The following is a 13,679-nucleotide window of genomic DNA, read 5'->3' as shown; positions in this document are numbered from 1 at the left end:
GAATTATAATGGGGAAAACAAAAAAGATTGGGTCACTGGTTTTAAGCTCTGTCATGGTCGCCTCACTCGCAGCTGGTTGTAGTTCCAATACGAAAGATGAGCCGCAACCGTCTACGCAACCTTCAACACAAGCGTCAGCATCACCGACTCAAGCGGCTGCCACGCCAGCAGCGCAGCCTAAGATTGAATTTTCCTATATGATGGCGGGCAAATGGATTAATTGGCTTAAGGATCTAGCCTGGTATCCAGTACTGAAGCAGAGTGCCAATGCGACAATTAATCTGATGGACGGCGGCGATGATACGCAGTACTTCAAGAACGTCGACCTGAAAGTCGGCTCCGGCGACATCCCCGATGCGATCATTGTCAATAGTGCGCAAGCTGATGTGTACGGCGCGCAAGGCGCCTTCATGGATTTAAAACCCCTAATCGACAAATTTGCACCTAACCTCAAGAAATACATCGACGAGAACCCCGATTACAAAATGTATATCACATCGAAAGACGGGAAAATCTACGGACTTGGCCAGACCTATCCAAAAATCGCGAACCTCTCCTTTTATCGCGAGGATATGCTTAAGAAAGCTGGCGTTACCTCTCCTCCTAAAACATCCCAAGAGTTTACAGATATGTTAGTGAAACTGAAAAACACATACAAGGATCCAAACTTCTATCCATTTACAGGCCGTGGTGTGTACTTAAAATATGCCTTCTCCTTTAATGCTCAAGATATTATTGACTCGCAAGGCAAGGTGCATGGTATCTATAAACAGGGCCAAGGTACGGACATCAAAGCGGCTGGCTTCAAGCCGATGGTGGAATGGTACAAAAACTTATTCGACCAGAAGCTAATTGATCCGGAATGGGTTACGGGAACTGCTACAGAAGAAGGCTGGGTAGCTAAGATGATTACCGATAAAGGAGCTGTGACGGACGACTTCTTCAATCGCCCAGGATTCCTGACAAAAGGCGGAGGTCAGAAGAACAATCCAGAGTTCTCCATGAAGGTGATGGCTCCGTTCCAAGATCCTAGCGGCAAAGACGTGAAGCGCGCTGCTTCACCTACGATTCGAGATCAGTTACTCGCGGTCAGTGCGAAGTCGAAGAATGCAGAGAGTGTCATTCGATTCATTGATTTTGTCTTCGGTGCTAACGGTCAGACCTTGATGCAGTACGGCGTAGAAGGCAAGACATATAAGAATGACGGTGGCAAAAAGGTGTTCATCGCTGACTTCGCTGCAGAAGCAGTTAAGCCGCTTGGCACGGAAAACCTAGGGATGTACCAGGATCGTCTGACATTCCCGATGCCTGTAAGTAACGACGCTTACTACGCAACGTTGGATGAGCAAACGAAAACATATGCGAAAGACTATTTCGACAAATACACGTATGCTGCTCCTGCAATCAAGTATTCGAAAGAACAGCAAGAAGAGCGTACGAACTTGGTTGCAAAAGTCGGTGCAGCTGTGGACGCAGGGCTCGTTAAGCTGATCACAGGCAAACGTCCGATGTCCGAGTTCGATGCCTTCATTAAAGAAATGGATGATCTCGGCTATGCCAAGATTGTTCAGATCGATCAAGCAGCTTATGATGCTATGAAAAAATAACCATTGCTCCGCAGCAATCTAGCCTGCCGCCATCGCATGAAACATGGCGGCAGGATTCCATGATGGGGGAAAGATGTCGCATGCGTATAAAAACAAACAGAAGAGCATTATGGATAAGCATCCGGCAATCCCCGTTGCTTTACTTGCTGCTCATCCCGGGACTGCTTCATCTTCTTATTTTCAAATACTTGCCATTGTTTGGCGTGGTCATCGCTTTTCAGGATTTCAGCCCATTCCTAGGGTTTACGGGAAGTAAATGGGTAGGATTCAAACACTTTCAAACCTTTATTGGTGACCCGTATTTTATCACCTTGTTGAAGAATACAGTGCTGCTTTCGGGCTCCAACTTGATTTTCAGTTTTCCCGTTCCGATTTTGTTTGCGCTTTTGTTGAACGAAGCTCGGATCCGAATGATCAAACGCTGGGTACAAACAATCAGCTTCTTTCCTTATTTCATATCTGCTGCCGTAACCGTCGGCATTATGTACACATTTCTATCGCCTCAAGGAGGCTTAATTAATCAAATTCTGTTTTACTTCGGGTTCGACCCGGTCTTTTTCATGGCAGAGGCGGCTTGGTTCCGACCACTCTTTGTCCTATCTACGATCTGGCATACTTTTGGTTACTGGGCGATCGTGTATATTGCAGCTATGGCGGGAATTGATCCACATCTCTATGAAGCTGCCGAAATGGATGGTGCTTCTAGATGGAGCAAGATGTTCCGAATCACGCTTCCTTCCATATCCAATGTCATTTTCGTGATGTTGATTTTTCAGTTGGGGAACATGTTTACAGTCGATTTGGATAAAGTTCTCTTGATGTATAACCCGAGTGTTTATGACACTGCGGATATTCTTCAAACCTACGTATACCGTCAAGCATTTGGTGCAGGCGGCTTCCCGCAGTACAGTTATGGGGCTGCAGTCAACTTGTTTCAATCTGTGATTGCGCTTGCCTTAGTGGCAACCGCGAATAAAGCTGCCAAGAAATATTCTGATAATCGGTTGTTCTAGGAGGGATACACATGAAAAAGTGGAGTGTATTCGACTCCGTCAATCATACATGGCTTCTCATTCTTTCGTTCGTATGTATTTATCCGTTTATTAATATTGCTGCAGTATCGTTGAGCGATGGCAATGCTGTCATGGCGGGGAAGGTTTTTTTGTGGCCAAAAGGGTTTAATATCGAGACCTATAAATATATTTTCAGCAGCTCGCGGCTCGGTATTACACAAGGTGTCTACAACTCGTTTCTGTACACGACGATCGGTACTGTTTTTGCCGTTTTCCTTACATTCATTACAGCGTACTCCTTGTCCAAAAGAAGGCTAGTTGGCCGTTATAAGATTATGATGCTGTTCGTCATTGTGTGGATCTTTGAGGGCGGTATCATTCCGAGTTACCTTGTCAACAAAGAGCTAGGACTTGTGAATTCATTCTGGATCATGGTGCTTCCTGGCGCACTGAATACGTTCTTACTTATTGTCGCTAGAACGTTCCTTGAGACGATTCCGATTGAACTCGAGGAAACGTCGTTCATCGATGGAGCCAAGGATTTACAACTTCTCTGGCACGTGTTCCTCCCGCTGTCGAAGCCGGTGGTGGCTACGGTCAGCTTGTTCTATGCGGTGAACATTTGGAACTCGTTCTTGACGCCGCTTATTTATTTGCAGGATAAAGCCAAATTTCCAATCCAGCTGATTCTCTACAAGTTGGTTATACATCCGGATCCCGGTTCCACCACCCTAGAGCCGATCCATGTTGGCGAATTAGCGCTTATGCCTCGTAATTTGGAAGCAGCAGTCATTTTTCTAGCCATGTTACCAATTCTGCTCGTGTATCCGTTTGCTCAGAAATATTTTACAAAAGGTCTCCTGATCGGCTCGATTAAAGGCTAATCCAAACCTTACATAGTGGAGGATACCCTAATATGAATACACAATACGCTTTTCAGACGGCGAGAAGGATTGTAGCTGGCGCCAACACAGTGGAGGCCATTGATGAGCACATTAACAGTATGGGGAATTTTCGCTCTGCGCTTCTCCTGACGCAGCCTTCGATGATTAGAAACGGGACAGTAGAGCTGGTCGAAAATCGGTTGCGCAGGGCAGGAATTACCTGCACAGTGACGACAGATATCAAGCCGGAACCGACCCTTCAGAATGTCGAAGAAGTTCATCAAAGCATTTGTGATGAACATTTCGATCTGTATATTGGGCTTGGTGGCGGAAGTGTGCTCGACGCGGCTAAATTACTTGCCGCACTGCGAACCAATGATATGACGATCAGCGAAATGCTCGGAACTAATTTAGTCCGCCAGCCGACTGTACCGCTCGTTCTGATACCAACGACGTCCGGCACCGGTTCAGAAGTGACACCTAACGCCATCGTTACCTTGCCGGAGGAGCAGCTGAAGATTGGTGTCGTAAGCCGGTTCCTACTGCCCGATCTCGTCATTCTCGATCCGGTGCTTACGGTGAGTTTGCCTGCCTCCATCACAGCAGCTACAGGAATGGACGCGTTCACACATTCGCTCGAGTCTTATATTTCGAACAAATCGAACCCGATCAGTGATACATTCGCGCTGGAATCGATACGCTTAATTTCCCGCAGCATCCAGCGAGCCTATCATCAGGGAGATGATTTGCAGGCACGCGAAGATATGCTCATAGGCTCTATGCTCGGTGGAATGGCGCTTACAGCTGCAGGTACAGCTGCGGTTCATGCGCTTGCCTATCCACTCGGGGGGACTTTCCATATTCCGCACGGTGTGGCCAATTCGATGCTGCTGCCACATGTCATGGCATTTAATCAGGATGCGATCGAACATAGATTAAGTGCAGTTGCCAAAGCGATGATGCCGGATGGTAGAGCAGAGAGGTTAAATCAAGAGGAAGCGGCTGGATTCGTGGTATCTCAAATTCAGGATTGGACGAAGGAACTGCAAATCCCTCAGGATCTCGCCGCATTTGGCGTTCGACATCAGGATGTGAAGCGGCTAGCGCTCTCCGCAGCTAAAGTCACTCGTCTTTTGAACAACAATCCAAAGAAGCTTGAGCTGTCAGATATGGAGCGCATTTATCGCAAGCTGCTGGCCGCCGAATGATTTCTGAGGTAATTGTTGGAAATTACACCATTTTAGAATAGTATGGTAGGTAAACTACTAGAAATAAAGGATGTTTGTTATGAAAATTAAAACACTTTTAGTCGCCCCATACAGGGGGTTAATGGAGTTGGCCTCAGGGCTGGCGCTGGAACAGGACGAGCTTGAATTGTCTATGGTTCATGCGGACTTGTCCGAAATATTACCCCACCTCAAGCAGTACGAAGAGGAAGGGTATGAAATTATTATCAGTCGCGGGGGAACTGCCAAGCTGATCAGCCAATACTGCTCACTGCCTGTGATTGAAATTCCGGTGACGGGCTTCGATATACTTCGAATGCTTACGTTACTAAAGGAGTATACCGTAAAGCTGGAGATGGTCGGTTTTCCGAACATCGTCGAAGGTGTTATTTCCGTTTCAAATGTCATGGATTTCCATCTTCCATACACCATCATTCACCATGAGCGTGAAGTCGAAAATGCGATAGCAAGCGCGAAGGAACGCGGGGTCGGCATAATCGTCGGGGACAGCATCGCTGTACGTGTAGCTGAAAAATTCGGTTTGCAGGGCATTCTGATCACCTCCGGTCGGGAAGCGATACATGAGGCGTTCCGCCACACCAAACAGGTATATACGTTAATGTCACGTTTTCGCAAAAAGAGCACAATCAGCGACCAATTAATTAATCAATTAGATGTAGGGACGGCTCGTATATCCGCGGACGGTAAAATACAGTACGCCAATTCTGCATTCTATGAATTGCTGGGGACATCTCCGCTAGAGGAAGGAGCTTCCTTGTTTGGGCGTTCTCTGTATTTTGAGAAGATCCTTCAGTATGTAGAGTCTGGTTGGAGCTATCGGAACATTACCATTTATGACGGGGCTCGCAAGTTTGTTTTCAAATCAGGCAGAGTGGAAGAAGCTTTGACCGAAAGCGTGGAATACAACGTTATCCTTTCAGCCACGCCAAGCGAGGAAGAAGATGTGACCTTGCATTTTGAAGCCTCGAGAAATGAGTCTCTCCTATCTTGGGTTATTGGCACGACTGAAAATATGAGAAAGCTGCAAGCCGAGGCGAAATCAATCCAATTTCCTTTGGTCATCCATGGCAAAAAAGGCACGATTAAGAGTGTATACGCGCAAGCGTTGTACGCGGCGAAAGAGAACGGCCCCCGAGACTTTATTGAGGTTCGAGTCCATAAAGGCACAGCTCAAGCTGTCGATTATTTAAAAGAAGTACTTAGTAAGTGGGATACTGCACTCTATATCACGGGGATCGACGAGCTGTCGGCTGTTCAGCAGAGAGAGCTGCTCGATGGTTTGCAGGATTTTAAAGGAAGCTTGATATTTGGATTCGACGATACGCTCAAGCGACTGCATGATAAAGGGAAGATTGACGCTAAGCTATTCGACTGGCTGAAGAAGAAATATGCGATTGGCATTCCCTCATTGAAGGAAATGAACGATTTCGATGCGATTGTTCGAAGTTTAATCGTGAAATATAACGAGAAATACGGGAAACAAATCGTGGGGATTCGTCCACAGGTTTTTGAATTTCTGCAACAATTCCCTTGGGAGGGAGATCTCTTCGAGCTGAAGAATACCATTCGGGAATTCGTGAAACGAACGGAAGGGGAATTCATGGATGAGTCCGTATTGGCTGTAGTCGAAGAACAAAACCTACAATCCAATAAAGAAGCTACTGGAAACAAGGCTTTGAATTTGAATCAGCCACTAAAAATGATCGTAAAAGAGATCATTCACATTGTGCTTGAGGAAGAGAACATGAATCAATCTCGAGCTGCAGAACGGCTGGGAATCAACCGCTCGACATTATGGAGCAAGCTGAAGGAAGAAGCCTAATTCGATTCCGAACGAGAAAAGAGGATGACAAATGTTGAAGCCGGAAGGTATTATTCCTGCGATGATTACGCCATTTCGGGAGGACGACACGCTGCATGAGGCGGCTTTGCGAGCTCAGGTTCGCCGCTTTGTCGAGGCGGGTGTTCATGGCCTATTTTTCCTTGGGACGAATGGAGAGTTCTTCGCATTAAGCACGGAGGAAAAACTGCGGGTGGCGGAGATCGTCACCGATGAGGTGAACGGACGCATTCCCGTTTATGCGGGAACGGGTGGCATCACGACAAAGGAAACGATCGCCTTGGGCAGGCAGATGGAGCAAATCGGAGTGAGCGCCTTATCGGTGATCACGCCTTATTTTTTGGCCTTTACGCAGCAGGAGCTCAAGGAGCATTTCCGTCGAGTAGCCGAAAGTACGGATTTGCCTGTCATCCTGTACAACATCCCGGCGCGTACGGGCAATTCGCTGCAACCTAAAACAGTCGCAGAATTAGCGGAAATTCCTAATATTGTTGCTATGAAGGATAGCAGCGGCAGTTTTGATACGATCCTGCAGTTTATTAATCAGACAGGGCCCGATTTTCACGTGCTTGCGGGTACCGATTCCTTAATCCTTCCTACACTTATGGCAGGAGGTAAAGGGGCGATCGCCGCCACGGCGAACGTATTTCCTAGACTTTTAGCTGACTTATATGAGCACTGGAAAAACGGGCGATTGGAGAAGGCTGGGGAGGCGCAAAATGAATTGAGCTCTTTGCGATCAGCTTTCTCGCTAGGTACACTGCCGTCCGTCTTGAAGGAAGCGATGAATCAGATCGGACTGGAGGCTGGTAAGCCGAGACTACCGGTGCTTCCGCTGGGAGAGCCGCAGCTGCGCGAGCTTGTTGCTGTGATGGAGGGCTATCGTTCAAAGGGGCTATTGTGAGTGAGGTGAAAAGGAGAGTGAGTCAGCGTGAGACCAAGCCGAGTATTAAGCAAGTTACGCGCCGGTGAAACCGTCGTTTGCACCAAAACCAATTTAGCTGATTCTAGAGTCACTGAGCTAGCTGCACTTGCTGGATTTGACTGTGTGTGGACCTGTATGGAACACGTTCCGAACGACTGGTCAGCTGTTGAAAAACAGGTGCTTGCGGCTAAAGCTCACAATGCTGATATCGTAGTACGGGTGGCAAGAGGCAGTTACAGCGACCTCATTCGCCCGCTAGAGATGGATGCGACCGGCCTCATGGTACCGCATGTGATGGGAGTAGATGACGCTAAAGCGATTGTGCGTCATACGCGCTTCCATCCGATCGGCCTTCGTCCCTTGGACGGCGGCAACGCGGATGGTGCTTATGGAACCGTTGATTTCACAGACTACCTGAAATTGGCAAACGAACAACGCTTCCTCATTCTTCAGATCGAAGATCCGGAAGCGCTGGATGAAATCGAGGAGATCGCTTCGTTGCCGGGAGTGGATATGCTCTTCTTCGGACCTGGGGACTTTAGCCAAGCCATCGGAGCTCCTGGGCAGATGGATCATCCTCGCATCAAGGCGGCACGCAAGCGTGTCGCGGAGGTATGTGCGAGCAAGGGGATTTTTGCAGGGACCGTTGGCAGTCCGGAAACATGGCAAGAGTACGTAGAACTCGGCTATTCATTCATCAGCATCGGAGCGGATGTAGCCGGTCTGAGTCAGTATTACAGGGGCTTGCTATCAGGCGTAGGACGGCAGGCTTACTCAACCATGAGCAGCTATCGATACTAACTAATCCGATTAAAGGAGTGTGTATACCTTGAAAAGGTTTCCCCGAACAATCCTCCCAACAGCCGTTATTCCTTGGACGGATTCCTATCAGTTTGATGAGCATCGGTTTCGCTGCCAAATTCGTCAGTTTGTGCAAGAAGGCATCGCACATCTCTATGTATTTGGGACGGCAGGTGAAGGCCATGCTGTAACAGATCAGCAGTACGAAGAGATTGTAAACGTTTTCGCGGATGAAATGAAGGCACCAGGGTTGCATCCCATGGTCGGCTTGCTTAGCCTCTCGCTCCAGACGATGCACCATCGACTGCGCATTGCCTATGATCAAGGCATCCGCGACTTCCAATTCGTGCTCCCAAGTTGGGGGGCCTTATCGGAGTCAGAGCTCTTCTCCTTTTTCCACGCGCTATGTGATCCGTATCCCGATTGTCGCTTCCTTCACTATAACCTTATGCGCAGCAAGAGGTTGGTTACGCCAGAGGAGTACAGCAAGCTTGCTGAGCAAATTCCTAACTTCGTCGGGGCTAAATATACGACGAATGATCTCATGATCATTCATAAACTGCTCGATCCAGCTTCGCCTTTGCAGTTTTTCTTAGGGGAGCAGGGATTCGGATATGCGAATAGCAGCGGCCGAGAGTGCGGTCTCTTAAGCTCCATATCCAATATTAACTTGAAACACACGTTTCGTTTCTTCGATGCCGCAGTGGGGCAGAAAACCGAGGCAGTGTTCAAGTACATGGAGCACTATCATCAGGTTTTGACTGCGATTATGGGCGTTATGGGGACATCCAAAATGGATGGCGCTTACGATAAGGTGTTAGCCCGGATGATGGACGGCGAATTCCCGCTCAGTCTCCTTCCTCCTTATGAATCCGCGACGATTGCCGAGTTTGAGGAGTTTCGGACTCGTGTGAAGGCTTTACTACCGGACTGGGATTTCTCGGCATCGGAAGCGGGCGTGTAGCGGCATGGACACATTTCAGCTCTACCGGGAATTGACCGAAGCTGTAGGTCCGCCAGGCTTTGAGGATGATGTGCGTGTGATCATGAGAAAGCATCTGGCACCCTATGTCGATACGCTGGATACAGACAGACTCGGCAGCCTAATTGCTCGGAAGGCAGGGCTTGAGAACGGGCCACGAATTTTGCTTGGGGCACACATGGATGAAGTAGGTTACATGATCACGGGGATTACCGAGGGGGGATTCCTTCGCTTTCAGCCGCTTGGCGGTTGGTCGGAACAGGTCATGCTCGCGCAGCAGGTGACGGTATGTACAAGAAAGGGCCGGCTGACTGGAGTCATCGGCTCCAAGCCATCCCACGTGGTGTCGCCGGAGCAGCGCAAACAGACGGTACCGATCCATGAGATGTTCATTGATATCGGGGTTTCCGGGAAGCAGGAAGCTACGGAAGCTGGGGTAAGACCAGGAGATTTCGCTCTACCCTTTTTTCCATTTACGGTCATGCACAATCCTACTTACCTGATGGCGAAGGCTTGGGATAACCGTTTTGGCTGCATCATCTTAATTGAAGTGATGAAGCGGATTAGTGCAATAGCCCATCCGAACATTGTATTTGCGGTCGGTACCGTGCAAGAGGAGGTCGGCTTACGCGGTGCGGTCACATCTGCCAATGTTGTGAAGCCAGATCTTGCGATTGCGATTGACTCCTGCTTGGCTGGCGATACTCCTAATATGCATGCGGAGGATTCGCAAGCCTGGCTTGGCGGAGGGCCCGTAATCGGATTAGTAGATAAATCGATGATCGCGCATAGAGGTTTGAAGGAGCTAATCCTAGACACAGCTGCGGATGAGGGAATCCCGATCCAATATGATTTTATGACCAAAGGTTCCACAGACGCGGGCAGCTTTATGCTGCACGATCAGGGAGTTCCGACTTTATATCTGGGTGCAGCGACCCGATACATTCATAGCACGGCAGGCATTCTGCACCGAGGTGATCTCGAACAAACCGTCGACTTGCTGACGGCAGTTGTGAACAGGCTGGATCGTACAACGGTCAATACGATATTGAACTATTAGCTGGGGAGCGAGCCATATGAGAGTGGTAGGTGCAAGGATTTTAACGCCAGCGGGTTGGGTTGAAGACGGCTACATGGACATTGAGAAGGACGGGCGGATAACCGCTATCGGATCGGGGTGGCATAGTCTCGGATCAAAATCTAATCCAAATAAACTTGATGTTTCGGGCTCGCTTATCGTTCCCGGACTCATCGATGTACACGTTCACGGCGGTGGTGGTTTTGACGCGATGTCAGGACAACGCGATCACCTTGCCGGAATGAGCCGATATCATGCCGCTCATGGTACGACCTCGTTTCTCGCTACAACCGTAACCGCACCTGAGGAGGATATTGTCCGCGCTTTGAAAGGAATAGCGAATTCGATGGATGAGGACCTTGATGGAGCAGAACTGCTCGGCGCTCATCTGGAGGGGCCTTTCTTGAACCACGTTCGTTGCGGTGCACAAAATCCGGCTAATCTTCGCAATCCTTCCTTGTCCGAGTGGAATCGCTATGTCGAAGCAGCAAACGGTCATATTCGGCTCATTACGATAGCTCCGGAGCTTCCAGGAGCAGAGGAAGTCGTGAAAGATGCGCATGCGCGGAAAGTCACTGTATCCATCGGACATTCGGATGCTGATTATGAAGGCGTCTGCCAAGCCATCACTTGGGGATGCAGCCATGTTACGCATATGTTCAATGGCATGAGTCCCCTACACCATCGCGACCCGGGGGTAGCAGGCGGGGCACTGGTCAGAGACGAACTCGGTGTTGAGCTTATTGCAGACGGGGTACATGTTCACCCGGATCTGATTCGCAGCGTATTTCGTGCGAAGCCTCGAGATAAGGTGGTTCTGGTAACGGACTGTATACCTGCTGGCGGCTGTTCGGACGGCGATTATATATTGGGGGGACTCCCAGTTCGCATGGAGAATGGACGGATTTACGTTACCAACTCGGATGGCAGCAAGGGCAGCTTGGCCGGGAGTTCGCTTACGACGTTGGAAGCACTCAGAAACGCTGCCTCCTATAGTGGCATGCTACTAGAAGAGGTGCTCGTGGCGGCAACATTAAATCCGGCCCGACAGCTGGGCGTGGAGGCGCGTAAAGGCTCGCTGGAAGTCGGGAAGGATGCTGATTTTTTAATTTTGGATTCAAATTGGCAATTGCAGAGAACATTTGTTCGTGGTCAGTCCGTTTATCGTTATAACGATTAGAGGAGTGAGGGGCAATGGCGGGATTTACGATTGGAGTCGACGTAGGCGGAACGAATATCGTATGTGGCTTGGTTGATCCCGGCGGATCAGTGACAGCCTGCTGCAAATTCCCGACAGCCCCAGCTCGTGGGGCCATGCCAATTCTGGAGCAGATTGCCAAGGAGGCAAGGGTTCTTGTTCATAAGGAAGGACTGACGTGGAGTGACGTTGACGCAATTGGGATAGGAGTTCCCGGTTTGGTCGACCCGATTCGTGGCATTGCTATCGAAAACTCGAATTTGGGATGGAAGGACATCGCTGTTGCTAATATTTTGGGCCAATTGCTGGGTAAGCCTGTAGCTGTAGACAACGACGTAAGACTGTACATTTTCGGGGAAGCGGTTAGCGGAGCGGGGAAGTATCTCAAGCACGTGTTTGGCGTAACTGTGGGGACTGGCATTGCTTCCGCATTCGTATACAATAGCGAAATTCATTATGGCTCTGGGTATATGGCCGGTGAAATTGGTCACACCCCCGTCGAGGGGGAGCGGTATCGCTGTCCTTGCGGTGTGATAGGATGCCTGGAGACCGTTGTCTCTGCGCCAGGTATTGCGCGAATGGCTAGAGAGGCACTGAGTCAAGGCGAGCCATCGTTGCTCCGCAGATACAACGTATCTTCCTTATCTGCTGCAGAAGTGGCTGCTGCTTGTGTAGAGGGGGATGCGGTCGCGCTCAAGGTGATGAACCATGCGGGAAGTACGCTCGGCCGGGTTCTCTCTTTTGTCGTACCCGTACTAAGTCCCGATATCGTTGTGATTGGCGGAGGCGTAGCTGCCGCTGGTGAACTCTTGCTCACGCCACTGAGGGAAGAACTGTTTGGCCGCCTGCAGCCTTACTACAGCGAGCGACTTCGGATCGAACCGGCACTGCTCGGTGATAGTGCAGGTGTGATTGGAAGTGCGATGATTGCTCGCCGCCTATGAATATGAAAGGAAATGAGGGAGGATGACGATGTTCAGACAACACACGACCGTTATCTATGACAAGAACAGATGGTGTGCCGTTCCTGCAAACAACGGAGGAAATGGCCCGACTTGGCAATGGGGAAATGAGCTGCTCATCGGCTTTACAAGCGGTCCTATCAAGACAACAGGAGCGGAGAATCATCAACTCGATAACTTCGGTCCTCATCTGTCGATGCTGGCTAGAAGTATAGACGGTGGGGAGTCATGGCGCTCTTGGCATCCAAACGAGTTACATGATCGAATATCGTATACGAAGGATCTGATTGCTTGGCACTTGCACCGCACACCCGTGAATCATGCTGCCTCACTTCAGGAGCCGATCGATTTCACCGCAGATGGTCTCGTCATTCGCGTCGAGGGCTTTGGCTATCATGGCAACCGGGGGGAACATTGGTTTTCTAGTCCCGATAAAGGCGAATCCTGGACGGGGCCGTACTCGTTCGGCAAGCTGCTTGAGCATCCCGAGTTGGCTGGCAGCATTTTTACAGGCAGAACCGCATATGTAGTAAATGGTCCGTTGGACTGCAGCTTTTATCTTTCCATTAAAGGAGGGGCTGCTGATTTTACAGACAAAGTTTTCATGGCTAGAACAACGGATGGCGGACTAACGTTTGAATTTGTTTCGTGGATTGTTCCGCTTTCTGATCCTCATCGAGCTGTTATGCCGGCACCGGTACGCATTTCGGAGACCAAGCTGGTTACAACAATCCGTCGTAGAGATACGATAAATGCCTGCTGGATTGACTGTTATGTGTCAGAAGATAACGGATTGTCGTGGACGTTTCTATCGAAGGTTGATGATACAGGGACTCATCTGAACAACGGTAATCCGCCTGCTATGATCCAGCTGACCGACGGAAGGCTGTGTTGTGTATACGGTGATCGTGATCGTAAGCTGATACTGGCTCGTTTTAGTGAAGATGAAGGAAGAGCTTGGGGAGCTGAGCAAATTATACGGGATGATTTCAAAAGTGTGACGGGATACGCGGATCTAGGCTATCCACGATTGTTTCAGAGGCCGGACGGGAAGCTGGTTACCGCCTATTTTTGGTGTTCGCCAGATAAGTCGGAGACACATATTGAGTCCACCATTTTTTCTTAAAAGAGAAAGGAACTTG

The 13,679-nt window shown here is 49.3% G+C and carries 12 protein-coding genes; all 12 read left to right on the top strand.

Translation table 11 applies throughout. The features are described from left to right. The first annotated feature begins 8 nt into the window (after positions 1-8). Positions 9-1,607: a type 2 periplasmic-binding domain-containing protein gene (locus AC58UX_RS05600; protein ID WP_497250332.1), complete on the top strand. Its 1,599-nt coding sequence runs from the start codon at positions 9-11 to the stop codon at positions 1,605-1,607. An 80-nt stretch (positions 1,608-1,687) separates the two neighbouring features. Then, on the top strand, positions 1,688-2,620 hold the full coding sequence (locus AC58UX_RS05595) for an ABC transporter permease (protein WP_497250330.1): 933 nt from the start codon (positions 1,688-1,690) through the stop codon (positions 2,618-2,620). Between the two features lie 11 nt (positions 2,621-2,631). Next, complete coding sequence (locus AC58UX_RS05590) at positions 2,632-3,504, top strand: carbohydrate ABC transporter permease (RefSeq protein ID WP_497250328.1); 873 nt, start codon at positions 2,632-2,634, stop codon at positions 3,502-3,504. A 32-nt stretch (positions 3,505-3,536) separates the two neighbouring features. Beyond that, on the top strand, positions 3,537-4,712 hold the full coding sequence (locus AC58UX_RS05585; protein WP_497250326.1) for an iron-containing alcohol dehydrogenase: 1,176 nt from the start codon (positions 3,537-3,539) through the stop codon (positions 4,710-4,712). Between the two features lie 79 nt (positions 4,713-4,791). Then, positions 4,792-6,573 carry a PrpR N-terminal domain-containing protein gene (locus AC58UX_RS05580; RefSeq protein WP_497250324.1) on the top strand — a complete coding sequence of 594 codons (1,782 nt, stop codon included), beginning with the start codon at positions 4,792-4,794 and terminating at the stop codon, positions 6,571-6,573. A 31-nt stretch (positions 6,574-6,604) separates the two neighbouring features. Continuing rightward, positions 6,605-7,495, top strand: coding sequence for a 4-hydroxy-tetrahydrodipicolinate synthase (gene dapA / locus AC58UX_RS05575; protein WP_497250322.1), 891 nt, complete (start codon positions 6,605-6,607; stop codon positions 7,493-7,495). Positions 7,496-7,522: 27 nt separating this feature from the next. Further along, a complete protein-coding gene (locus AC58UX_RS05570) occupies positions 7,523-8,317 on the top strand; it encodes an HpcH/HpaI aldolase family protein (protein ID WP_497250320.1) in 795 nt (264 codons plus the stop codon). A gap of 28 nt (positions 8,318-8,345) precedes the next feature. Further along, positions 8,346-9,281 (top strand): dihydrodipicolinate synthase family protein, encoded by a 936-nt coding sequence (locus AC58UX_RS05565; RefSeq protein WP_497250318.1) that lies wholly within the window; start codon positions 8,346-8,348, stop codon positions 9,279-9,281. 4 nt (positions 9,282-9,285) lie between these two features. Further along, on the top strand, positions 9,286-10,359 hold the full coding sequence (locus AC58UX_RS05560) for a M42 family metallopeptidase (protein ID WP_497250316.1): 1,074 nt from the start codon (positions 9,286-9,288) through the stop codon (positions 10,357-10,359). A gap of 16 nt (positions 10,360-10,375) precedes the next feature. Next, positions 10,376-11,557 carry an N-acetylglucosamine-6-phosphate deacetylase gene (gene nagA, locus AC58UX_RS05555; RefSeq protein ID WP_497250314.1) on the top strand — a complete coding sequence of 394 codons (1,182 nt, stop codon included), beginning with the start codon at positions 10,376-10,378 and terminating at the stop codon, positions 11,555-11,557. A gap of 14 nt (positions 11,558-11,571) precedes the next feature. Continuing rightward, a complete protein-coding gene (locus tag AC58UX_RS05550) occupies positions 11,572-12,519 on the top strand; it encodes an ROK family protein (protein WP_497250312.1) in 948 nt (315 codons plus the stop codon). 28 nt (positions 12,520-12,547) lie between these two features. After that, positions 12,548-13,663: an exo-alpha-sialidase gene (locus tag AC58UX_RS05545; RefSeq protein WP_497250310.1), complete on the top strand. Its 1,116-nt coding sequence runs from the start codon at positions 12,548-12,550 to the stop codon at positions 13,661-13,663. Positions 13,664-13,679 lie beyond the last annotated feature (16 nt).

It is taken from the genome of Paenibacillus sp. J22P90 (assembly GCF_059692195.1).
The sequence above is the reverse complement of the archived record's forward strand: the minus strand, read 5'-3'. Positions and strand labels throughout refer to the sequence as shown.

Coding starts and splice junctions, on each gene's coding strand:
- dapA (WP_497250322.1), top strand. CDS start 6,605: ATGTTGAAGCCGGAAGGTATTATTCCTGCGATGATTACGCCATTTCGG.
- AC58UX_RS05545 (WP_497250310.1), top strand. CDS start 12,548: ATGTTCAGACAACACACGACCGTTATCTATGACAAGAACAGATGGTGT.
- AC58UX_RS05595 (WP_497250330.1), top strand. CDS start 1,688: ATGCGTATAAAAACAAACAGAAGAGCATTATGGATAAGCATCCGGCAA.
- AC58UX_RS05550 (WP_497250312.1), top strand. CDS start 11,572: ATGGCGGGATTTACGATTGGAGTCGACGTAGGCGGAACGAATATCGTA.
- AC58UX_RS05600 (WP_497250332.1), top strand. CDS start 9: ATGGGGAAAACAAAAAAGATTGGGTCACTGGTTTTAAGCTCTGTCATG.
- AC58UX_RS05590 (WP_497250328.1), top strand. CDS start 2,632: ATGAAAAAGTGGAGTGTATTCGACTCCGTCAATCATACATGGCTTCTC.
- AC58UX_RS05560 (WP_497250316.1), top strand. CDS start 9,286: ATGGACACATTTCAGCTCTACCGGGAATTGACCGAAGCTGTAGGTCCG.
- AC58UX_RS05580 (WP_497250324.1), top strand. CDS start 4,792: ATGAAAATTAAAACACTTTTAGTCGCCCCATACAGGGGGTTAATGGAG.
- AC58UX_RS05585 (WP_497250326.1), top strand. CDS start 3,537: ATGAATACACAATACGCTTTTCAGACGGCGAGAAGGATTGTAGCTGGC.
- nagA (WP_497250314.1), top strand. CDS start 10,376: ATGAGAGTGGTAGGTGCAAGGATTTTAACGCCAGCGGGTTGGGTTGAA.